General features: G+C 71.3%; 20 protein-coding genes. 18 read left to right on the top strand and 2 right to left on the bottom strand.

Translation table 11 applies throughout. The features are described from left to right. Positions 1-103: 103 nt before the first annotated feature. The 3 genes from ABD374_RS02310 (at position 104) to nusB (ending at position 2,279) form a co-directional block, all read left to right on the top strand. Positions 104-1,210, top strand: a complete 1,107-nt coding sequence (locus ABD374_RS02310; protein WP_344489752.1) for an aminopeptidase P family protein — start codon at positions 104-106, stop codon at positions 1,208-1,210. Positions 1,211-1,281: 71 nt separating this feature from the next. Then, positions 1,282-1,848: an elongation factor P gene (gene efp / locus ABD374_RS02315; RefSeq protein ID WP_344489755.1), complete on the top strand. Its 567-nt coding sequence runs from the start codon at positions 1,282-1,284 to the stop codon at positions 1,846-1,848. A 2-nt stretch (positions 1,849-1,850) separates the two neighbouring features. Continuing rightward, a complete protein-coding gene (gene nusB, locus ABD374_RS02320; RefSeq protein WP_344489758.1) occupies positions 1,851-2,279 on the top strand; it encodes a transcription antitermination factor NusB in 429 nt (142 codons plus the stop codon). Positions 2,280-2,459: 180 nt separating this feature from the next. On the opposite strand, the gene bldD is transcribed toward nusB, so the two are convergent. Further along, positions 2,460-2,960 carry a transcriptional regulator BldD gene (gene bldD, locus ABD374_RS02325; RefSeq protein ID WP_093801867.1) on the bottom strand — a complete coding sequence of 167 codons (501 nt, stop codon included), beginning with the start codon at positions 2,958-2,960 and terminating at the stop codon, positions 2,460-2,462. Between the two features lie 231 nt (positions 2,961-3,191). Here bldD and pyrR point away from each other — a divergent pair, with 231 nt between their 5' ends. The 14 genes from pyrR (at position 3,192) to ABD374_RS02395 (ending at position 19,814) form a co-directional block, all read left to right on the top strand. Further along, entirely contained in the window at positions 3,192-3,767 is a 576-nt protein-coding gene (gene pyrR / locus ABD374_RS02330; RefSeq protein ID WP_344489765.1) for a bifunctional pyr operon transcriptional regulator/uracil phosphoribosyltransferase PyrR, read from the top strand. 96 nt (positions 3,768-3,863) lie between these two features. Continuing rightward, positions 3,864-4,850 carry an aspartate carbamoyltransferase catalytic subunit gene (locus ABD374_RS02335; protein WP_344489768.1) on the top strand — a complete coding sequence of 329 codons (987 nt, stop codon included), beginning with the start codon at positions 3,864-3,866 and terminating at the stop codon, positions 4,848-4,850. Positions 4,851-4,852: 2 nt separating this feature from the next. Further along, on the top strand, positions 4,853-6,148 hold the full coding sequence (locus ABD374_RS02340) for a dihydroorotase (protein ID WP_344489771.1): 1,296 nt from the start codon (positions 4,853-4,855) through the stop codon (positions 6,146-6,148). Beyond that, entirely contained in the window at positions 6,145-6,726 is a 582-nt protein-coding gene (locus ABD374_RS02345; protein ID WP_344489774.1) for a PH-like domain-containing protein, read from the top strand. The genes ABD374_RS02340 and ABD374_RS02345 overlap by 4 nt, the downstream gene beginning before the upstream one ends. Beyond that, complete coding sequence (gene carA / locus ABD374_RS02350; protein ID WP_344489777.1) at positions 6,723-7,859, top strand: glutamine-hydrolyzing carbamoyl-phosphate synthase small subunit; 1,137 nt, start codon at positions 6,723-6,725, stop codon at positions 7,857-7,859. The genes ABD374_RS02345 and carA overlap by 4 nt, the downstream gene beginning before the upstream one ends. Then, entirely contained in the window at positions 7,852-11,163 is a 3,312-nt protein-coding gene (carB, locus tag ABD374_RS02355) for a carbamoyl-phosphate synthase large subunit (protein WP_344489780.1), read from the top strand. The genes carA and carB overlap by 8 nt, the downstream gene beginning before the upstream one ends. Before the next feature lie 84 nt (positions 11,164-11,247). Then, on the top strand, positions 11,248-12,357 hold the full coding sequence (locus ABD374_RS02360; RefSeq protein WP_344489782.1) for a quinone-dependent dihydroorotate dehydrogenase: 1,110 nt from the start codon (positions 11,248-11,250) through the stop codon (positions 12,355-12,357). Then, entirely contained in the window at positions 12,354-13,193 is an 840-nt protein-coding gene (gene pyrF, locus ABD374_RS02365) for an orotidine-5'-phosphate decarboxylase (RefSeq protein WP_344489785.1), read from the top strand. Before ABD374_RS02360 ends, pyrF begins: the two co-directional genes overlap by 4 nt. Positions 13,194-13,496: 303 nt before the next feature. Beyond that, on the top strand, positions 13,497-13,820 hold the full coding sequence (locus ABD374_RS02370) for an integration host factor (RefSeq protein ID WP_028814066.1): 324 nt from the start codon (positions 13,497-13,499) through the stop codon (positions 13,818-13,820). 39 nt (positions 13,821-13,859) lie between these two features. Further along, the gene (gene gmk / locus ABD374_RS02375) at positions 13,860-14,453 is read left to right on the top strand and encodes a guanylate kinase (protein WP_344489788.1); all 594 of its coding nucleotides are present in this window, start codon (positions 13,860-13,862) and stop codon (positions 14,451-14,453) included. Positions 14,454-14,482: 29 nt separating this feature from the next. Next, positions 14,483-14,755 carry a DNA-directed RNA polymerase subunit omega gene (rpoZ, locus tag ABD374_RS02380; protein WP_028814064.1) on the top strand — a complete coding sequence of 91 codons (273 nt, stop codon included), beginning with the start codon at positions 14,483-14,485 and terminating at the stop codon, positions 14,753-14,755. 103 nt (positions 14,756-14,858) lie between these two features. After that, entirely contained in the window at positions 14,859-16,082 is a 1,224-nt protein-coding gene (coaBC, locus tag ABD374_RS02385) for a bifunctional phosphopantothenoylcysteine decarboxylase/phosphopantothenate--cysteine ligase CoaBC (RefSeq protein WP_344489790.1), read from the top strand. A gap of 253 nt (positions 16,083-16,335) precedes the next feature. Further along, entirely contained in the window at positions 16,336-17,559 is a 1,224-nt protein-coding gene (gene metK, locus ABD374_RS02390) for a methionine adenosyltransferase (RefSeq protein WP_344489792.1), read from the top strand. A 110-nt stretch (positions 17,560-17,669) separates the two neighbouring features. Next, entirely contained in the window at positions 17,670-19,814 is a 2,145-nt protein-coding gene (locus ABD374_RS02395) for a primosomal protein N' (RefSeq protein WP_344489795.1), read from the top strand. Between the two features lie 177 nt (positions 19,815-19,991). On the opposite strand, the gene ABD374_RS02400 is transcribed toward ABD374_RS02395, so the two are convergent. Beyond that, positions 19,992-20,540, bottom strand: coding sequence for a hypothetical protein (locus tag ABD374_RS02400; RefSeq protein WP_344489798.1), 549 nt, complete (start codon positions 20,538-20,540; stop codon positions 19,992-19,994). Positions 20,541-20,816: 276 nt separating this feature from the next. Here ABD374_RS02400 and fmt point away from each other — a divergent pair, with 276 nt between their 5' ends. After that, positions 20,817-21,767, top strand: coding sequence for a methionyl-tRNA formyltransferase (gene fmt, locus ABD374_RS02405; protein ID WP_344489801.1), 951 nt, complete (start codon positions 20,817-20,819; stop codon positions 21,765-21,767). The last annotated feature ends 33 nt before the right edge of the window (positions 21,768-21,800 follow it).

A 21,800-nucleotide genomic window follows, 5' to 3' on the forward strand; every position in this document is an offset into this window, starting at 1 on the left:
CGCGCCGCGCGGCCCGGTCGCGCCGCGCCGCCCGGTCGCGCCGCGCCGCCCGGTCGGACGCGCTGGAGCGGCCGGACGGCCGCTCCGCTCGTACGCTCGAGACATGTCAGAGCTGTATGCGGTCCGCCGCGGACGGCTGCGCGACCGGTGCGCCGCTGCCGGCAGCGCCGCCGCCCTGGTCTCCCGCCCCGCCAATGTCCGCTACCTCGCGGGCGGGGCGCCGCCCGGCGCCGTGCTGCTGCTCGGGCCGGACGAGGACGTGCTGGTCTGCCCCCGTACGCCGGTCGCCGACCCCGCGGACGGCCGCCCCGACGAGCAGCTGCGGACCACGGCCCTGCCGGAGCCGGACGGCGACACCGTCGTCGCGGCGGCTGGGATGGCCGCGGCGGCCGGCGCGGAGTCCCTCGCCGTCGAGGAGCACCACCTGACCGTCGCCAGGCACCGGGCACTCGGCTCGGTCGCGCCGCGACTGCGCCTGGGCGACCTCGCCGGCGCCGTCGAGCAGCTGCGGATCGTCAAGGACGAGGAGGAGATCGCGTGCCTGCGGATCGCGGCCGAGATCACCGACCAGGCCCTGGGCGAGCTGCTCGAATCGATCCTGGTCGGCCGCACGGAACGGCACCTCGCGCTGGAGCTCGAACGCCGCCTGGTCGACCACGGCGCGGACGGGGCCGCCTTCCCCACCTCGGTGGCCACCGGGCCGAACTCGGGCCTGCGCAGGCACCGGCCGTCGGACCGGCGGGTCGAGGAAGGTGATTTCCTCTCCGTCCGCCTCGGCGCCAACTACCGCGGCTACCGCTGCGAGATCGGCCGTACCTTCGTCATCGGCACGACGCCCGCCGACTGGCAGATCGAGCTGTACGACGTCGTATTCGCCGCTCAGCGAGCCGGCCGGGAGGCCCTCGTGCCCGGCGCCGAGTACCGCGAAGTCGACCGTGCGGCACGCCAGGTACTGGCCGCGGCGGGCCACGGAGAGGGCCTCGCACCGCGGACCGGGCACGGTGTCGGGCTCGAAATGGAGGAGGACCCGCAGCTGGCACCCGGGACCATGGGTAAACTGGACGCTTGTGTGCCGGTCACCGTCGAACCGGGGGTCCACCTCCCGGGCCGGGGCGGTGTCCGGATCGATGACACGCTCGTCGTGCGCCCCGAGGCGGACGGCGGACCCGAGCTACTCACCATCACGACCAAGGAGCTGCTCGCGCTGTAGCCGTGAGCCGCAGCGCGACCCCCGAGGTCACCGCAGCCCCACCAGCCTTCAGTCCAGGAGATTCCGCAACCGTGGCTTCCACGAACGACCTCAAGAACGGCATGGTGCTCAAGCTCGACGGGGGCCAGCTCTGGTCCGTCGTCGAGTTCCAGCACGTCAAGCCCGGCAAGGGCCCTGCCTTCGTGCGCACCAAGCTCAAGAACGTGCTGTCCGGCAAGGTCGTCGACAAGACCTTCAACGCCGGCGTCAAGGTCGAGACGGCCACCATTGACCGCCGTGACATGCAGTTCTCGTACATGGACGGCGAGTACTTCGTCTTCATGGACATGGACACGTACGACCAGCTCATGGTCGACCGCAAGTCCGTCGGCGACGCCGCCAACTTCCTGATCGAGGGCTTCACCGCCTCCGTCGCCCAGCACGAGGGCGAGGTGCTCTACGTCGAGCTCCCGGCCGCGGTCGAGCTCACCATCGAGCACACCGACCCGGGCGTCCAGGGCGACCGCTCCACCGGCGGCACCAAGCCGGCGAAGCTGGAGACCGGCCACGAGATCCAGGTCCCGCTCTTCATCACCACCGGTGAGAAGATCAAGGTCGACACCCGCACGAGCGATTACCTCGGCCGGGTGAACAGCTAACCGTGGCTGCCCGGAACACGGCGCGCAAGCGCGCCTTCCAGATCCTCTTCGAGGCCGACCAGCGCGGCGAGCCCGTGCAGACGGTCCTCGCGGACTGGATGCGGCACGCCAGGACCGACACCCGCCAGCCGCCGGTCAGCGAGTACACGATGCAGCTCGTCGAGGGGTACGCCGTATACGCGGACCGCATCGAGGACCTCATCGCGACGTACGCGGTGGACTGGGAGATCGACAGGATGCCGGTCGTCGACCGGAACATCCTGCGGCTCGGCACGTACGAGCTGGTGTGGATGGACGAGACGCCCGACGCGGTGGTGATCGACGAGGCGGTGCAACTCGCCAAGGAGTTCTCCACGGACGAGTCCCCGTCCTTCGTGAACGGCCTTCTCGGCCGCTTCAAGGACCTCAAGCCGAATCTGCGCCGCGGATAGGCTCGGCCTCCCGGGCCGGGATGTATTCGACGGTCGAAAGGGCCCGCAGCGCGCTTTTGGGCGTGCTGCGGGCCCTTTCGGCGCGGTCGAAGCTCGGAATGTGGGAAAACGCCGGGACCGGCGGAAACCTGAAAGTTTCCGCCGGTCCCGGCGTTACGTTTCTGCTGGCGCTGCCCGGCCTCAGGCGTCCTCGTGGGCGACCGCCCGGCGCGCGTCCGCGTCGAGCACGCCCCAGCTGATCAGCTGCTCGGTCAGGACCGAGGGCGACTGGTCGTAGATGACGGCCAGGGTGCGCAGGTCGTCCTGGCGGATCGACAGGACCTTGCCGTTGTAGTCGCCGCGCTGCGACTGGATCGTCGCGGCGTAGCGCTGGAGCGGGCCGGCCTTCTCGGCCGGGACGTGGGCGAGGCGCTCCAGGTCCAGGCGGAGTTTCGGCGGCGGCTCGGCGGCGCCGCCGGGCGTCGTACCGGGCAGGAGCTCCTGCACCGGGACGCCGTAGAAGTCCGCCAGCTCGGCGAGGCGCTGCACGGTCACGGCGCGGTCGCCGCGCTCGTACGATCCGACCACGACGGCCTTCCAGCGGCCCTGGGACTTCTCCTCGACACCGTGGAGGGAAAGGCCCTGCTGGGTGCGGATGGCGCGGAGCTTGGCCCCGAGCTGTTTTGCGTATTCGCTGGACATATGGCTCCCCGGACGCTGTGACGACGTGCGGCTCCGCCGCGCGGCTGGTCTTACTTGGTAACTCACTGTGAGGTTACGCAGCGTTACTTGGGTGCGTCAAGCCGAATGGGTCCAGACCGCCTACGCGGGGGGTCCTGCAAGGCCGGTCGAATACTGCTGGTACCGTGGGTGGCGCAATTCCGACGTCCTTTAAGGTCCGTCCCGTGAGGCGGAGAAGGAGGTCCGTTTCCAATGGACACGGTGAATTCCGATGTTCCGCGCCCCGTACTCGAGGGCCCTGACATCGAGCGGGTACTGACCCGCATCGCCCACGAGATCGTCGAGCGCGCCAAGGGCGCCGACGACGTGGTGCTCCTCGGCATTCCCACCCGCGGCGTCTTCCTGGCCCGCAGGCTGGCCGCCAGGCTCGAACAGATCACCGGCCGCACGATCCCGGTCGGCTCCCTCGACATCACCATGTACCGCGACGACCTGCGCATGCGCCCCGCGCGTGCCCTCGCGCGTACGGAGATCCCCGGTGACGGCATCGAGGACCGGCTCGTCGTCCTCGTCGACGACGTGCTGTTCTCCGGGCGTACGATCCGGGCCGCGCTCGACGCCCTGGGCGACATCGGCCGCCCGCGCGCCGTGCAGCTCGCGGTCCTCGTCGACCGCGGCCACCGCGAACTGCCGATCCGCGCCGACTACGTCGGCAAGAACCTCCCCACGTCGTTGCGGGAGGCGGTCAAGGTCCAGCTCTCCGAGGAGGACGGCCGCGACGCCGTGCTGCTCGGTCTGCGCCGGACCGCTCCGGCCGGCGAGCAGTAGCGCCCACCCGTGCGGACCCGGGCACCGGGTCCGCACGCCGGCCTGCCCTCCTGCCCGCCTCCACACACGCGCCCCTCACGAACCACGGAGCACCAGATGAAGCGTCACCTCATCTCGGCCGCCGACCTCACCCGCGACGACGCCGTACTGATCCTCGACACCGCCGAGGAGATGGCCCGCGTCGCGGACCGGCCGATCAAGAAGCTGCCGACCCTGCGCGGACGTACGGTCGTCAACCTCTTCTTCGAGGACTCGACCCGCACCCGCATCTCCTTCGAGGCCGCCGCCAAGCGCCTCTCCGCCGACGTCATCAACTTCTCCGCGAAGGGCTCGTCCGTCTCCAAGGGCGAGTCGCTCAAGGACACCGCGCTCACCCTGGAGGCGATGGGCGCCGACGCCGTCGTCATCCGGCACGGCGCCTCCGGGGCCCCCTACCGCCTCGCGACCTCCGGCTGGATCGACGGCGCGGTCGTCAACGCGGGCGACGGCACGCACGAGCACCCCACCCAGGCGCTGCTCGACGCCTTCACGATGCGCCGCAGGCTCGTCGGGGCCGACGCCGGCATCGGGCGTGACCTCGACGGCCGCCGGATCACGATCGTCGGCGACGTACTGCACAGCCGGGTCGCCCGTTCCAACGTCCACCTGCTGCACACCCTCGGCGCCGAGGTGACGCTCGTCGCGCCGCCCACGCTGGTCCCGATCGGCGTCGAGCAGTGGCCCTGCGAGGTCTCGTACGACCTCGACCACGTGCTGCCGAAGTCCGACGCGGTGATGATGCTGCGGGTGCAGCGCGAGCGGATGAACGCCGCCTTCTTCCCGACCGAGCGCGAGTACTCGCGCCGCTACGGCCTGGACGGCGACCGGATGGCCCGGATGCCCGAGCACGCCATCGTCATGCACCCCGGCCCGATGAACCGGGGCATGGAGATCACCGCGCAGGTCGCGGACTCCGACCGCTGCACGGCCGTCGAGCAGGTCGCCAACGGCGTCTCGACCCGGATGGCCGTCCTGTACCTGCTTCTGGGCGGCAACGAGTCCGCCATCAGCCCCACCCCCGCACGCACCGAGGAGAGCAAGTGACCATGAGTGAGACGACGAAGATTCTGCTCCGCGGTGCGAAGGTCCTGGGCGGCGAGCCGCAGGACGTCCTGATCGACGGCGAGACCATCGAGGCGGTCGGCACCGGCCTGAGCGCCGAGGGCGCGACCGTCGTCGAGGCCGAGGGCAAGATCCTGCTGCCCGGCCTCGTCGACCTGCACACCCACCTGCGCGAGCCCGGCCGCGAGGACTCCGAGACCGTCCTGACCGGTACGAAGGCCGCCGCCGTCGGCGGCTTCACCGCCGTCCACGCCATGGCGAACACCTTCCCGGTCGCCGACACCGCCGGCGTCGTCGAGCAGGTCTGGCGCCTCGGCAAGGAGTCCGGCTACTGCGACGTGCAGCCCGTCGGCGCCGTCACCGTCGGTCTGGAGGGCAAGCAGCTCGCCGAGCTCGGCGCCATGCACGACTCCGCCGCGGGCGTGAAGGTCTTCTCCGACGACGGCAAGTGCGTCGACGACGCCGTGATCATGCGCCGCGCGCTGGAGTACGTGAAGGCGTTCGACGGCGTCGTCGCCCAGCACGCCCAGGAGCCCCGCCTCACCGAGGGCGCCCAGATGAACGAGGGCATCGTCTCCTCCGAGCTGGGACTCGGCGGCTGGCCGGCCGTCGCCGAGGAGTCGATCATCGCCCGCGACGTCCTCCTCGCCGCCCACGTCGGCTCGCGCGTGCACATCTGCCATCTGTCCACGGCCGGCTCGGTGGAGATCGTCCGCTGGGCCAAGTCCAAGGGCTGGAACGTCACCGCCGAGGTCACCCCGCACCACCTGCTGCTCACGGACGAGCTGGTCCGTACGTACAACCCCGTCTACAAGGTGAACCCGCCACTGCGTACCGAGGCCGACGTCATGGCCCTGCGCGAGGCGCTCGCCGACGGCACCATCGACTGCGTCGCCACCGACCACGCCCCGCACCCGCACGAGGACAAGGACTGCGAGTGGGCCGCGGCGGCCATGGGCATGGTCGGTCTGGAGACCGCCCTGTCCGTCGTCCAGCAGACGATGGTCGACACCGGCCTGCTGGACTGGGCGGGCGTCGCGGACCGCATGTCCTTCCGCCCGGCGGCCATCGGCCGGCTGGAAGGCCATGGCCGTCCCGTCTCGGCAGGCGAGCCCGCCAACCTCACGCTGGTCGATCCGGCTTACCGTGGAGCAGTGGACCCCTCGGGCTTCGCCTCCCGCAGCCGCAACACCCCCTACGAGGGCCGTGAGCTGCCGGGACGCGTCACCCACACCTGGCTGCGGGGCCGCGCAACGGTCGTCGACGGGAATCTGGCGTGACACCTTTCATCCATCTGGCCGCCGAGGCCGCCGCCGCGGAGCGGAAGTCCGCCGAAGTCACCGATGTGGCCGCCCGCATCGGCTGGGTCGTCGGGCTGCTGCTCTTCGTCGTGCTCATGTACTGGCTGATGCGCCAGGGCTGGAAGTGGCGCGCCGTCCTCCAGTCGGACCTGCCCGAGCTGCCCGTCGCGCCCGAGACGCCGGGTGAGGCGAAGCTGAGCATGAGCGGCCGCTACCACGGCTCGACGACCGCCGGGCAGTGGCTCGACCGGATCGTGGCCCACGGTCTCGGTACGCGCAGCAGGGCCGAGCTGACGCTCACCGACGCGGGCCTGGAGGTCGTACGCCCCGGGGCGGCCGACTTCTTCGTCCCCGCGGCGGCGCTGCGCGGGGCCAGGCTCGACAAGGGCATCGCAGGCAAGGTCCTCGCCGAGGGCGGCCTGCTGGTCGTCACCTGGCAACACGGCGAGAAGCAGATCGACTCCGGCTTCCGCTCCGACCGCGCGGCCGAGCACGCGGCCTGGGTCGAGGCCATCAACTCCATGACACGCATTTCGACGGAAGGCACCGCACGATGACCCTCTCCACCCGGGGAGCCGCCAAGGCTCCCGCCGTACTCGTCCTGGAGGACGGCCGCACGTTCCGCGGCCGTGCCTACGGGGCCGTGGGGGAGACCTTCGGCGAGGCGGTGTTCAACACCGGCATGACCGGCTACCAGGAGACCCTCACCGACCCGTCGTACCACCGTCAGGTCGTCGTGATGACGGCCCCGCACGTCGGCAACACCGGCGTGAACGACGAGGACGACGAATCCAAGAAGATCTGGGTCGCCGGGTACGTCGTGCGCGACCCCGCCCGGGTCCCCTCCAACTGGCGCTCCAGCCGTTCCCTCGACGAGCAGCTCGTCGACCAGGGCATCGTGGGCATCAGCTCCATCGACACCCGCGCGCTCACCCGCCACCTGCGCGAGCGCGGCGCGATGCGCGTCGGGATCTTCTCCGGCGACGCCCTCGCCGACGAGGAGACGCTGCTGGCCCGCGTGAAGGAAGCACCCCAGATGGTGGGCGCCGCGCTCGCCGCCGAGGTCGCCACCGAAGAGCCGTACGTCGTCCCCGCGATCGGTGAGAAGAAGTTCACCGTCGCCGCGATCGACCTCGGCATCAAGGGCATGACCCCGCACCGCATGGCCGAGCGCGGCATCGAGGTGCACGTCCTGCCGGCCACCGCCACGGCCGAGGACGTGTACGCCGTCGCCCCCGACGGGGTGTTCCTCTCCAACGGCCCCGGTGACCCGTCCACGGTCGACCTCACCGTCATCAAGGACGTCCTCGCGCGCAAGACGCCGCTCTTCGGCATCTGCTTCGGCAACCAGATCCTGGGCCGCGCGCTCGGCTTCGGCACGTACAAGCTGAAGTACGGCCACCGCGGCATCAACCAGCCCGTGCAGGACCGCACGACCGGCAAGGTCGAGGTCACCGCGCACAACCACGGCTTCGCCGTCGACGCCCCGCTCGACAAGGTCTCCGAGACCCCGTACGGGCGCGCCGAGGTGTCCCACGTCTGCCTGAACGACGACGTGGTCGAGGGCCTCCAGCTGCTCGACCAGCCGGCCTTCAGCGTCCAGTACCACCCCGAAGCAGCCGCAGGCCCGCACGACGCCGCGTACCTGTTCGACCGCTTCGTACAGCTCATGGAGGGCCAGCGTGCCTAAGCGCACCGATATCCAGTCCGTCCTGGTCATCGGCTCCGGTCCGATCGTCATCGGCCAGGCCGCGGAGTTCGACTACTCCGGCACGCAGGCCTGCCGCGTCCTCAAGGCCGAGGGCCTGCGCGTCATCCTGGTGAACTCCAACCCGGCGACGATCATGACCGACCCGGAGATCGCCGACGCCACGTACGTCGAGCCGATCACCCCGGAGTTCGTCGAGAAGATCATCGCCAAGGAGCGTCCCGACGCGCTGCTGCCGACCCTGGGCGGCCAGACCGCGCTCAACACCGCGATCTCCATGCACGAGCAGGGTGTGCTGGAGAAGTACGGCGTCGAGCTGATCGGCGCCAACGTCGAGGCCATCCACAAGGGCGAGGACCGCGACCTCTTCAAGGGCGTCGTCGAGGCCGTCAAGGCCAAGATCGGTTACGGCGAGTCCGCCCGCTCGGTCATCTGCCACTCCATGGACGACGTCCTCGCGGGCGTCGACACCCTCGGCGGCTACCCCGTCGTCGTACGCCCCTCCTTCACCATGGGCGGCGCCGGCTCCGGCTTCGCGCACAACGAGGACGAGCTGCGCCGCATCGCCGGACAGGGCCTCACCCTCTCGCCGACCACCGAGGTGCTCCTGGAGGAGTCCATCCTCGGCTGGAAGGAGTACGAGCTGGAGCTGATGCGCGACAAGAACGACAACGTCGTGGTCGTCTGCTCCATCGAGAACTTCGACCCGATGGGCGTGCACACCGGCGACTCGATCACCGTCGCCCCGGCGATGACGCTGACCGACCGCGAGTACCAGCGGCTGCGCGACGTCGGCATCGCGATCATCCGCGAGGTCGGCGTGGACACCGGCGGCTGCAACATCCAGTTCGCCGTCAACCCCGACGACGGCCGCATCATCGTCATCGAGATGAACCCGCGCGTCTCGCGCTCCTCGGCGCTCGCCTCCAAGGCGACCGGCTTCCCGATCGCCAAGATCGCCGCCCGGCTCGCCGTCGGCTACACGCTGGACGAGATCCCGAACGACATCACCGAGAAGACCCCGGCGTCCTTCGAGCCCACGCTCGACTACGTCGTCGTCAAGGTGCCCCGCTTCGCCTTCGAGAAGTTCCCGCTCGCCGACGCCACCCTCACCACCACCATGAAGTCGGTGGGCGAGGCCATGGCCATCGGCCGCAACTTCACCGAGGCGCTCCAGAAGGCCCTGCGCTCGCTGGAGAAGAAGGGCAGCCAGTTCGCCTTCACCGGCGACCCGGGCGACAAGGCCGACCTCCTGGAGATCGCCAAGGTCCCCACCGACGGCCGCATCAACACCGTCATGCAGGCCATCCGGGCCGGTGCCACCCCCGAGGAGGTCTTCGACGCCACGAAGATCGACCCGTGGTTCGTCGACCAGATGTTCCTCATCAAGGAGTACGCGGACGAGCTCGCCGCCGCCGACAAGCTCGACCCGGAGCTGCTCGCGGAAGCCAAGCGCCACGGTTTCTCGGACGTGCAGATCGCCGGGATCCGCGGGCTGCGCGAGGACGTCGTGCGCGAGGTCCGGCACGCGCTGGGCGTGCGCCCGGTCTACAAGACGGTCGACACCTGCGCCGCCGAGTTCGCCGCGAAGACGCCGTACTTCTACTCCTCGTACGACGAGGAGTCCGAGGTCGCGCCGCGCGAGAAGCCCGCGGTGATCATCCTCGGCTCCGGCCCGAACCGCATCGGCCAGGGCATCGAGTTCGACTACTCCTGCGTCCACGCCTCCTTCGCGCTCAGCGACGCGGGCTACGAGACCGTGATGGTCAACTGCAACCCGGAGACCGTCTCCACCGACTACGACACCTCCGACCGCCTGTACTTCGAGCCGCTGACGCTCGAGGACGTGCTGGAGATCGTCCACGCCGAGACCCTCGCGGGCCCGGTCGCGGGCGTCGTCGTCCAGCTCGGCGGCCAGACCCCGCTGGGCCTCGCCCAGGCGCTCAAGGACAACGGCGTACCGGTCGTCGGCACCCCGCCGGAGGCCATCCACGCCGCCGAGGACCGCGGCGCCTTCGGCCGCGTCCTCGCCGAGGCCGGCCTGCCCGCCCCCAAGCACGGCACCGCGACGACCTTCGACGAGGCCAAGGCCATCGCCGACGAGATCGGTTACCCCGTCCTCGTACGCCCGTCGTACGTGCTCGGCGGCCGCGGCATGGAGATCGTGTACGACGAGACCCGCCTGGCCTCGTACATCGCCGAGTCCACCGAGATCAGCCCCACCCGGCCGGTCCTGGTCGACCGCTTCCTCGACGACGCGATCGAGATCGACGTCGACGCCCTCTACGACGGCACCGAGCTCTACCTCGGCGGCGTCATGGAGCACATCGAGGAAGCCGGCATCCACTCCGGCGACTCCGCCTGCGCGCTGCCCCCGATCACCCTCGGCGGCTTCGACATCAAGCGGCTGCGGACCTCCACCGAGGCCATCGCCAAGGGCGTCGGCGTACGCGGACTGATCAACATCCAGTTCGCGATGGCCGGGGACATCCTGTACGTCCTCGAAGCCAACCCGCGCGCCTCGCGCACCGTCCCCTTCACCTCCAAGGCGACCGCGGTGCCGCTCGCGAAGGCCGCCGCCCGCATCTCGCTGGGCGCGACCGTCGCGGAGCTGCGCGCGGAGGGCATGCTGCCGAGGACCGGCGACGGCGGCACGCTGCCGCTCGACGCGCCGATCTCCGTCAAGGAGGCCGTGATGCCGTGGAGCCGCTTCCGCGACATCCAGGGCCGCGGCGTGGACACCGTCCTCGGCCCGGAGATGCGCTCCACCGGCGAGGTCATGGGCATCGACTCGGTCTTCGGCACGGCGTACGCCAAGTCGCAGGCCGGCGCGTACGGTCCGCTGCCGACGAAGGGCCGCGCGTTCATCTCGGTCGCCAACCGCGACAAGCGCTCGATGATCTTCCCGGCGCGCGAACTGGTCGCCCACGGCTTCGAGCTGCTCGCCACCTCCGGCACGGCCGAGGTCCTCAAGCGCAACGGCATCAACGCCACCGTCGTGCGCAAGCAGAGCGAGGGCCAGGGCCCGCAGGGCGAGCGGACGATCGTCCAGCTCATCCACGACGGCGAGGTCGACCTCATCGTCAACACGCCGTACGGCACCGGCGGCCGCCTCGACGGCTACGAGATCCGTACGGCCGCCGTGGCCCGCAGCGTTCCGTGCCTCACGACGGTCCAGGCCCTCGCGGCCGCCGTCCAGGGCATCGATGCGCTGACCCACGGCGACGTGGGCGTGCGTTCCCTCCAGGAACACGCGCAGCACCTGACCGCGGCCCGCGAGGTCTAGCAGTCGGCACAGGAGGGGGACACCGGATGCGGTGTCCCCCTCTTCATGAGCCCAGCCCTCCCGGCCGTCCCGAGGAAAGCACCCATGTACAAACTCTTCTTCGACCTCGTCTTCAAGCGCATGGACCCCGAGCGGGCCCACTGCACGGCCTTCCGCTGGATCCGCCTCGCGGCCCGCGTACCGGTCCTGCGCACCTTCGTCGCCGCCGTCCTCGCGCCGCGCCACACCGCCCTGCGCACCGAGGCGCTCGGCCTGCGCATGCACGGCCCGTTCGGCCTCGCCGCCGGCTTCGACAAGAACGCCGTCGCGATCGACGGCATGTCGATGCTCGGCTTCGACCACATCGAGATCGGCACGGTCACCGCCCAGCCGCAGCCCGGCAACCCCAAGAAGCGCCTCTTCCGCCTCGTGGAGGACCGTGCGCTCATCAACCGCATGGGATTCAACAACGAGGGCTCCGAAGCCGTGGCGGCCCGCCTGGCGGCCCGCAACCCCGTCTTCAGGACGGTCGTCGGCGTCAACATCGGCAAGACCAAGATCGTGCCGGAGGAGGAGGCCGTCGCCGACTACGTCACCTCCACCGAGCGCCTCGCCGCCCACGCCGACTACCTGGTGGTGAACGTCTCCTCCCCGAACACCCCGGGGCTGCGCAACCTCCAGGCCACCGAGTCGCTGCGCCCGCTGCTGACCGCCGTGCGCGAGGCGGCCGACCGTACGGTCACCGGCCGCCGCGTCCCCCTCCTCGTCAAGATCGCGCCCGACCTGGCCGACGAGGACGTCGACGCCGTCGCCGACCTGGCGCTGGAGCTCGGCCTGGACGGCATCATCGCCACCAACACCACCATCGCCCGCGAGGGCCTCGGCCTGAAGTCCGGCCCGGCCCTCGTCAAGGAGACCGGCGGACTGTCCGGAGCGCCCGTCAAGGCCCGCTCCCTGGAGGTCCTGCGCCGTCTGTACACGCGCGTGGGCGACCGGATCACCCTGGTCGGCGTCGGAGGCATCCAGAACGCCGACGACGCCTGGGAGCGCATCCTCGCGGGCGCCACGCTCGTGCAGGGCTACAGCGCGTTCATCTACGAGGGCCCGTTCTGGGGCCGCGCGATCCACCGGGGCCTGGCGGCCCGCCTCGCCGCCAGCCCGTACGCCACGCTCGCCGACGCCGTCGGCGCCGAGACCCGGGAGACCGCCAAGTGACCCTCGCCCCCTTCGGCGCCCGTCTGCGCCACGCCATGGACACCCGCGGTCCGCTCTGCGTCGGCATCGACCCGCACGCCTCGCTGCTGAGCTCCTGGGGCCTGAACGACGACATCCGCGGCCTGGAGACCTTCACCCGCACGGTCGTCGAGGCCCTGGCCGACCGGGTCGCCGTACTGAAGCCGCAGTCGGCGTTCTTCGAGCGCTTCGGCTCGCGCGGCATCGCCGTACTGGAGAAGGCGGTCGAGGAGGCCAGGGCGGCCGGCGCGCTGGTGCTGATGGACGCCAAGCGCGGCGACATCGGTTCGACCATGGGCGCGTACGCCGCGACGTACCTGGACAAGGACTCGCCGCTCTTCTCGGACGCCGTCACGGTCTCGCCGTACCTCGGCTTCGGATCGCTGCGTTCGGCGCTGGACGCGGCCAGGGCCGGCGGGGCGGGCGTGTTCGTGCTCGCCCTGACGTCGAACCCGGAGGGCGCCGAGGTCCAGCGGGCCACCACCGCCGACGGCCGGTCGCTCGCGCAGTTGATGCTCGACCACATGGCGGCCGAGAACGAGGGCGCCGAGCCGCTCGGGTCGGTCGGCGCGGTGGTCGGCGCGACGCTCGGCGACGCGGGAGCGGATCTCGCCATCAACGGTCCGCTGCTGGCTCCGGGCATCGGCGCGCAGGGCGCGACGCCGGCGGACCTGCCGGGCGTCTTCGGGGCGTCCGTCGGCAACGTCGTACCGAGCGTGAGCCGTGGTGTGCTCCGCTTCGGTCCGGATGTTTCCGGACTGCGGGAGTCCGCTTCTCGCTTCGCCGACGAGGTCAGGGCGGCGGTCTCGGGGGCGTGACGGGATGTCCGCAGGGTGCGGGCACCCCGTCCGCGCGACGGCTTCCGTCCCGTGGAGACTCCATGTTGACGGAATCCTGACCCAAAACCAGGGTGTTATGTCTGTTATGTCGCACTCGACCGAGGCTGACCAGGACTTTTCGTCGCTACTCGCTGACTGGAGCGGCCCAGGCCGCTAGTCTCCGTCGAGAGCAAACGTGCAGCTTGTCGTTCGCGACCCGCTGTTCGCTGCTCGCCTGGTGTGGAGCGACCAGCTTCCTCACCGGTCCGTATCCGACAGTTCGACATCCGAGGTGACGTAGGCGTGGCTCTTCCGCCCCTTACCCCTGAACAGCGCGCAGCCGCGCTCGAAAAGGCCGCCGCGGCTCGCCGGGAGCGGGCCGAGGTCAAGAATCGACTCAAGCACTCCGGCGCCTCGCTCCACGAGGTCATCAAGCAGGGACAGGAGAATGACGTCGTCGGCAAGATGAAGGTCTCCGCCCTTCTCGAGTCTCTGCCGGGCGTGGGCAAGGTCCGCGCCAAGCAGATCATGGAGCGGCTCGGCATTTCCGAGAGCCGTCGTGTGCGCGGTCTCGGCTCCAACCAGATCGCCTCTTTGGAGCGCGAGTTCGGCGGCGGCGCCGCCTGACGTTCTCGGGCACCCCCGAGAACCTGGATAATCGCATCCATGGCTGCAACATCCCGGGGGACGACCCCCGTGCCCCCGGACGTACGTCCGCGGCTGACCGTGCTCTCCGGCCCCTCCGGGGTCGGCAAGAGCACGGTCGTCGCCCATATGCGCAAGGTCCACCCCGAGGTATGGCTCTCGGTGTCGGCCACCACACGCAAGCCGCGACCCGGCGAGCGCCACGGCATCCAGTACTTCTTCGTTGGCGACGAGGAGTTCGACAAGCTCGTCGCCAACGGTGAGCTGCTGGAATGGGCCGAGTTCGCCGGCAATCGCTACGGCACGCCCCGGCGTGCCGTGTCCGAGCGGCTCGAAGCGGGCGAGCCCGTGCTCCTGGAGATCGATCTCCAGGGCGCGCGGCTGGTCCGCGAGTCGATGCCGGAGGCCCAACTGGTCTTCCTGGCCCCGCCCAGCTGGGACGAGCTGGTCCGCAGGCTGACCGGCCGCGGCACGGAGGCGCCCGATGTCATCGAGCGCCGCCTCGAGGCCGCAAAGATCGAACTCGCCGCGGAGGCGGAGTTCGACACCACCCTTGTCAACACCTCCGTCGAGGATGTAGCGCGTGAGCTGCTAGCCTTGATGGAAGTTGCTTGATCTCTGTCCACTTTTTCGGAAGGTAGAGCGTGTCCTCTTCCATTTCCACGCCCGAGGGCATCATCAACCCGCCGATCGACGAGCTGCTCGAGGCTACTGACTCGAAGTACAGCCTCGTGATCTACGCGGCGAAGCGCGCGCGTCAGATCAACGCGTACTACTCGCAGCTCGGTGAGGGTCTGCTCGAGTACGTCGGTCCTCTGGTGGACACTCACGTCCACGAGAAGCCGCTCTCGATCGCCCTGCGCGAGATCAACGCGGGTCTGCTGACCTCCGAGGCCATTGAGGGCCCGGCGCAGTAGTCAGCAGGCGCAGGAATCTTTTTCGTCACAGGCCCGGCAGCGCGACTGCCGGGCCTGTGGTGTGTCATAGGGACGTAAATTCCGGAGCGAGCGGGGAGACGCAGTGGACAAGGCGGACGGCAGGGCCACCGGGCCGAAGGTCGTGCTGGGAGTCAGTGGAGGCATCGCCGCGTACAAGGCGTGCGAACTGTTGCGGCGGCTGACCGAATCCGGCCACGACGTGCGGGTCGTGCCGACCGACGCGTCCCTCCACTTCGTCGGCGCCGCCACCTGGTCGGCGCTCTCCGGCAACCCGGTCTCGGCCGAGGTCTGGGAGTCGGTGCACGAGGTGCCGCACGTACGGATCGGGCAGTCCGCCGATCTGGTCGTGGTCGCCCCCGCCACCGCCGACATGCTGGCCAAGGCGGCCCACGGGCTCGCCGACGACCTCCTCACGAACACCCTCCTCACCGCCCGGTGTCCGGTGGTCTTCGCGCCCGCGATGCACACGGAGATGTGGGAGCACCCGGCCACCCGGGAGAACGTCGCGACGCTGCGCCGGCGCGGCGCGGTCGTCATCGAGCCCGCGGTGGGCCGGCTGACCGGCGTCGACACGGGCAAGGGCCGGCTGCCCGACCCGGACGAGATCTTCGAGGTCTGCCGCCGGGTGCTGGCGCGCGGCGCGACCGCGCCCGACCTCGCCGGTCGCCACGTCGTGATCAGCGCGGGCGGTACGCGCGAGCCGCTCGACCCGGTCCGCTACCTGGGGAACCGTTCCTCCGGGAAGCAGGGGTACGCCCTGGCCCGTACCGCCGTCGCGCGCGGCGCGCGGGTCACGCTCGTCGAGGCCAACACCGGCCTGCCGGATCCGGCGGGCGCCGATGTCGTCCGCGTCGGGACGGCGGTGCAGCTGCGCGAGGCCGTGCTGAAGGCGGCGGCGGACGCCGACGTGGTGGTGATGGCGGCCGCCGTGGCCGACTTCCGTCCGGCGGCGTACGCCACGGGAAAGATCAAGAAGAAGGACGGCCAGGAGCCCGCCGCCGTCGAGCTGGTCCGCAATCCCGACGTCCTCGCGGAGATCGCGGCGGAGCGCGGAAAGCCGGGACAGCTGGTCGTCGGTTTCGCCGCCGAGACCGACGACGTCCTCGCCAACGGCCGGGAGAAGCTGCGCCGCAAGGGCTGTGACCTGCTGGTCGTCAATGAGGTGGGGGAGCGCAAGACGTTCGGCTCCGAGGAGAACGAAGCCGTGGTGCTCGACATCGACGGCGGCGAGACCCCGGTGCCGTACGGCCCCAAGGAAGCCCTCGCCGACACCGTCTGGGACTTGGTGACAAGTCGACTCGGCTAATTCTTGGCCTGTTCCGCCAGGCATCCCAAATGGCCGCAAGTGTCCTTGCGTGTCCGGTATTTTGCCCTGTGATGGAGGGTGGCGACCGTACCGCGCGGCGTAGTGCCGCTGGTCACAGGGCTCCCACGAAGCGAGATACGTGGTCCGCCGACCGGAAGCGACCGATAAACTGGTCGCGGACCGACGCCGGGCGCAGCTCCCGGACCGTTCCATCAATGCTCAGCCAGCAGCCGCTGCAACCCCAGGGAGCGATGTGTCCCGCCGCCTGTTCACCTCGGAGTCCGTGACCGAGGGCCACCCCGACAAGATCGCTGACCAGATCAGCGACACGATCCTCGACGCGCTCCTGCGGGAGGACCCGGCCTCCCGGGTCGCCGTGGAGACCTTGATCACCACCGGCCTGGTGCACGTCGCCGGCGAGGTGACCACCAAGGCCTACGCAGACATCCCCACGCTCGTACGCAACAAGATCCTCGAGATCGGCTACGACTCCTCGAAGAAGGGCTTCGACGGCGCCTCGTGCGGCGTTTCGGTGTCCATCGGCGCGCAGTCCCCGGACATCGCGCAAGGTGTCGACACGGCGTACGAGGCCCGGGTGGAGGGGTCCGCCGCAGGTGACGAGGGGGACGAGCTCGACCAGCAGGGCGCGGGCGACCAGGGCCTGATGTTCGGATACGCGTGCGACGAGACCCCGGAGCTCATGCCGCTCCCGATCCATCTCGCGCACCGTCTGTCCCGCCGTCTGTCCGAGGTCCGCAAGAACGGGACGATCCCGTACCTGCGTCCCGACGGCAAGACCCAGGTCACCATCGAGTACGACGGCGACAAGGCCGTCCGCCTCGACACGGTCGTCGTCTCCTCGCAGCACGCGTCCGACATCGACCTGGACTCGCTGCTCGCTCCCGACATCCGTGAGTTCGTCGTCGAGCACGTACTGAACGGCCTCGTCGAGGACGGCATCAAGCTGGACACCGAGGGCTACCGGCTGCTGGTCAACCCGACCGGGCGCTTCGAGATCGGCGGCCCGATGGGTGACGCCGGCCTCACCGGTCGCAAGATCATCATCGACACGTACGGCGGCATGGCCCGCCACGGCGGCGGTGCCTTCTCCGGCAAGGACCCGTCCAAGGTCGACCGCTCGGCCGCGTACGCGATGCGCTGGGTCGCCAAGAACGTGGTGGCCGCGGGTCTCGCCGCGCGCTGCGAGGTCCAGGTCGCGTACGCGATCGGCAAGGCCGAGCCGGTCGGTCTCTTCGTCGAGACCTTCGGCACCGCCACGGTCGAGACCGAGAAGATCGAGAACGCCATCGGCGAGGTCTTCGACCTCCGTCCGGCCGCGATCATCCGTGACCTCGACCTGCTGCGTCCGATCTACGCCCAGACCGCGGCGTACGGCCACTTCGGCCGCGAGCTTCCCGACTTCACGTGGGAGCGCACCGACCGCGTCGACGCCCTGCGCAAGGCCGCCGGCCTGTAGGCAGCCGGCACCGCTCGGCCGCGACGGCCCCGGACCGCATCGGTCCGGGGCCTTCGCGCGTGCCGTGCTGCCGTGCCGCACTGTCAGTGGGGTCTGGTAGGAATTTGGCTGTGAGCAGGAACGATGCGGGGTCCGAAGAGCCCGGGGGCGGGGCGCCGGAGCAGCTTGCGCTCATTCGGGAGAGCGTGCGGAAGGCGAAGGTCCCGAAGGCCAAGCCGCGGACGTGGCGGGGGGCGCCGCTGGCGAAGGAGCTGCCCGTCGCCCGGGTCCTGGTCAACAAGGGGGTGCTGCACCTCGACCAGTTCTTCGACTATGCCGTGACCGAGGAGCTGGACGCCGTCGCGCAGCCGGGGGTCCGGGTCCGGGTGCGGTTCGGGGCCGGGGCGCACAACGTCCGGGACGGCCGTCGTGAGGGCGGGGGGATGATCGACGGGTATCTCGTCGAACGGCGGGCAGAGTCGGACTACGCCGGGCCGCTGGCGGCGCTCGCCTACGTGGTGTCCCCGGAGCCGGTGCTCAGTCCCGAGCTGCTCGCGCTGTCGCGGGCGATCGCCGACCGTTACGCGGGGAGCCTCGCCGACGTACTGCAGCTGGCCGTCCCGCCCCGTAACGGGCCGGCCGAGGCCAAGCCGTCGCCCGAGCCGTTGCCGCCGCCCGGTGCGCCCGCGGCGGAGACCTGGGAGCGGTATGCCCACGGGCCGGCGTTCTTGCGGGAGTTGGCGGGCGGCGGGGCGCCGCGGGCCGTGTGGAACGCGCTGCCGGGACCGCACTGGCCGGACGAGCTGGCCCGTGCGGTGGCCGCGACGCTCGCCTCCGGGCGGGGCGCGCTGGTCGTGCTGCCGGACGGGCGGAGCGTGGCCCGGCTGGACGCGGCGCTCACCGCGCTGGTGGGGAAGGGGCACCACACGCTGCTGACCGCCGATGCCGGGCCCCAGAAGCGGTACCGGCAGTGGCTGGCCGCGCGGCGGGGGTCGGTGCGGGCCGTGATCGGGACGCGGGCCGCGATGTTCGCCCCCGTGACGGACCTGGGGCTCGTCGCCGTGTGGGACGACGGGGATTCGAGTCACAGCGACGACCACGCGCCGTTTCCGCACGTGCGGGAAGTGCTGGAGCTGCGGGCACAGCACAGCAAGTGCGCGTTTCTGCTGGGATCCGTCGGCTGCACGGTGGAGGCGGCTCAGCTGGTGGAGAGCAAGTGGGCGGCGCCGCTGCGCGCCGGGCGCGAGCAGGTGCGGGCCGCGGCGCCGCTGGTCCGTACCGTCGGCGACGGGGAACTGGCGCGGGACGGGGCGGCGCGGGCCGCGCGGCTGCCCAGTCTGGCGTGGCAGACCGTGCGGGACGGGCTCAGGACCGGCCCGGTGCTGGTGCAGGTGCCCCGGCGCGGATACGTACCGAGCCTGACCTGCGAGCGGTGCCGTACGCCCGCCAGGTGCGGGCACTGCGCCGGGCCGCTCGAAGCGGCCGACCAGCAGGAGCTGCACTGCGGGTGGTGCGGCCGGGACGCGGCCGGGCGGCGGTGCGGCGAGTGCGGGAGCATGCGGCTGCGGGCCCAGGTCGTCGGGGCGCGGCGTACGGCGGAGGAGCTGGGACGGGCGTTTCCGGCGGTGCCGGTGCGTACGTCCGGGCGCGATCACGTGCTGGAGACCGTGCCGGGGGCACCCGCCCTCGTCGTCAGTACGCCGGGGGCCGAGCCGGTCGCCGAGGGCGGTTACGCCGCGGCGCTGCTGCTCGACGGCTGGGCGATGCTCGGGCGGCCGGACCTGCGCGCCGGGGAGGAGGCCCTGCGGCGCTGGACCAGTGCCGCGGCGCTGGTCAGGGGGCAGGGCGAGGGCGGCACGGTGGTCGTCGTCGCCGAGCCGACACTGCGGCCCGTGCAGGCGCTGGTGCGGTGGGACCCGGTGGGGCACGCGCAGCGCGAGCTCGCGGAGCGGGCCGAACTGGGCTTCCCGCCGGTGTCGCGGATGGCCGCGGTGAGTGGCCGCCCCGAGGCGATCGCCGCGTTTCTGGCGGCTGCCGAACTGCCGCGCGATGCCGAGGTGCTGGGGCCTGTGCCGCTGCCCGTCCAGGAGCCCGGACGGCCCCGCAGGCCCGGTGATCCGCCGGTGGGCGAGGCGTGGGAGCGGGCGCTGCTCAGGGTGCCGCCGGGCAGTGGGGCGCCGCTTGCCGCGGCGCTGAAGGCGGCGCAGGCGGCGCGGCTGGCCCGGGGGGGTGGCGATCCGGTGCGGATCAGGATCGATCCGCTGGACATCGGGTGACAGGGCAGGCGTGGCTGTTCCCCGGCTTGGAATCCGCCCCGGACCCCGGTCCTCAATCGCCGGACGGGCCGAAGTCTCCGGCTCGGACCGGAGAATCAAGCCCGTCCGGCGATTGAGGACACGCCCGCGGGGCGTCCGGGGGCGGGGGCGCTTGCGCCCCGCCGGGAAGGGGAGGGGTCAGCCGTTGCGGGGGCCGGGGAGGGCGCTCGGGCGGATCTCCTCGCCCAGCGCGTGGCCGGCTGCCGTGGGCTGGGGCGGCATGGAGCGGGCGGCCGGTACGGACGGCAGGGACGGTGGCGCGGCGAGGGTGCGCGTAGCGGTCGCGCTCGCCGTCTCGACGGCGAGCTCGCCCTCGGTGGGCGCGGCGGTCTGCGTCGCGGCCCGCCGCGCGCCGTAACGGCGGTGCACCGCCTGCTTGGTCACTCCGAGCGCCGAGCCGACCGCGTCCCAGGAGAAGCCGAGCGAACGGTCGAAGTCCACGGCGGCGGTCACCAGTGTCTCGACGCTGTCCCGCAGTTCCTGCGCGAGGCGGACGGTCGGTGCCGGGGCCCTGCCGTAGACGACGAAGCCCGTGGAAGGGCCGGAGCGGCGTGGGCGGTAGACGTTGCCGAGCTGGGCGGTGAGGGTGCGCAACGCGTCCACCTGCCGCCGCACCCGCTCGATGTCCCGTACCAACAGATGCAGGCTGGCCCGTGCTTGGGCGTCGTGGGTTGCGTGGTCGGCCATGAACAAGCCTCTCGAACCGGCGTGAAAGAAGGGGAGAAGAAGGAGAAGGCAGAAGGGTCGGAAGGGTGGGCAGGGACCGCAGGTGCGAGCCCTTTGGGTCAATCTCTCTTGACCAACGCGTCACCCGGCGCCGGGGTCACGCTCCTGGGGGCGTATGCGTATGTGCCCGGGGCGCGCGGAGGTGCGTACGCCCCCTGGCGCCAGGGCCCATAGACTGGTGCGCCTCTTGACGCCGCACCCTGTTCCGCCTTCCTGCCCGAGAGGCCCGCGCCACCGATGAAGCTCGTCTTCGCAGGCACCCCCGAGGTCGCCGTACCCGCCCTGGACGCCCTGATCGCCTCCGGCCGGCACGAGGTCGCCGCCGTCGTCACCCGGCCCGACGCCCCTGCCGGACGCGGCCGCAAGCTCGTCGCCAGTCCCGTCGCCGCGCGCGCGGAGGAGGCCGGGATCGAGGTGCTCAAGCCGGTCAAGCCGCGCGACGAGGACTTCCTCGCGCGGCTGCGCGAGATCGCGCCGGACTGCTGCCCCGTCGTCGCGTACGGCGCGCTGCTGCCCGGGGCCGCCCTCGGCATCCCCGCCCGCGGCTGGGTGAACCTGCACTTCTCGCTGCTGCCGGCCTGGCGCGGCGCCGCCCCCGTGCAGCACGCGATCCTCGCGGGCGACGAGGTCACGGGCGCCTCGACGTTCCTGATCGAGGAGGGCCTCGACTCCGGGCCGGTGTACGGCGTGCTCACCGAGCAGGTACGGCCCACCGACACCAGCGGCGACCTGCTCACCCGGCTCGCCTTCGCCGGTTCGGGACTGCTGGTCGCCACCATGGACGGCATCGAGGACGGCACGCTCCACGCCGTGCCGCAGCCCGCCGAGGGCGTCACGCTCGCACCCAAGATCACCGTCGAGGACGCACAGGTCGACTGGACGGCGCCCGCGCTGCGCGTCGACCGCGTCGTGCGCGGCTGCACGCCCGCACCCGGTGCCTGGACGCTGCTGCGCGGCGAGCGGCTCAAGCTGGTCTCCGTGAAGCCGCTGCCGGACCGCGCGGACCTGGACCTGGCCCCCGGCGAGCTGTCCGTGACGAAGAAGAACGTCTGGGCCGGGACCGGATCGCACCCCGTCGAGCTCCTCTGGGTGCAGCCGCAGGGCAAGAAGCCGATGCTCGCGGCCGACTGGGCGCGCGGCGTGCGGATCGCCCCGGGCGAACACCTGGGCGCGTCCGACGTACGCTGAGAGGGATCGTCCCCCTCTCCAGCGGAGCACCTT

This window comes from Streptomyces enissocaesilis, assembly GCF_039533765.1.
In the GTDB taxonomy this organism is placed as follows: domain Bacteria; phylum Actinomycetota; class Actinomycetes; order Streptomycetales; family Streptomycetaceae; genus Streptomyces; species Streptomyces enissocaesilis.

Coding starts and splice junctions, on each gene's coding strand:
- ABD374_RS02310 (WP_344489752.1), top strand. CDS start 104: ATGTCAGAGCTGTATGCGGTCCGCCGCGGACGGCTGCGCGACCGGTGC.
- bldD (WP_093801867.1), bottom strand. CDS start 2,960: ATGTCCAGCGAATACGCAAAACAGCTCGGGGCCAAGCTCCGCGCCATC.
- pyrR (WP_344489765.1), top strand. CDS start 3,192: ATGGACACGGTGAATTCCGATGTTCCGCGCCCCGTACTCGAGGGCCCT.
- ABD374_RS02335 (WP_344489768.1), top strand. CDS start 3,864: ATGAAGCGTCACCTCATCTCGGCCGCCGACCTCACCCGCGACGACGCC.
- ABD374_RS02340 (WP_344489771.1), top strand. CDS start 4,853: ATGAGTGAGACGACGAAGATTCTGCTCCGCGGTGCGAAGGTCCTGGGC.
- carA (WP_344489777.1), top strand. CDS start 6,723: ATGACCCTCTCCACCCGGGGAGCCGCCAAGGCTCCCGCCGTACTCGTC.
- ABD374_RS02360 (WP_344489782.1), top strand. CDS start 11,248: ATGTACAAACTCTTCTTCGACCTCGTCTTCAAGCGCATGGACCCCGAG.
- gmk (WP_344489788.1), top strand. CDS start 13,860: ATGGCTGCAACATCCCGGGGGACGACCCCCGTGCCCCCGGACGTACGT.
- ABD374_RS02400 (WP_344489798.1), bottom strand. CDS start 20,540: ATGGCCGACCACGCAACCCACGACGCCCAAGCACGGGCCAGCCTGCAT.
- fmt (WP_344489801.1), top strand. CDS start 20,817: ATGAAGCTCGTCTTCGCAGGCACCCCCGAGGTCGCCGTACCCGCCCTG.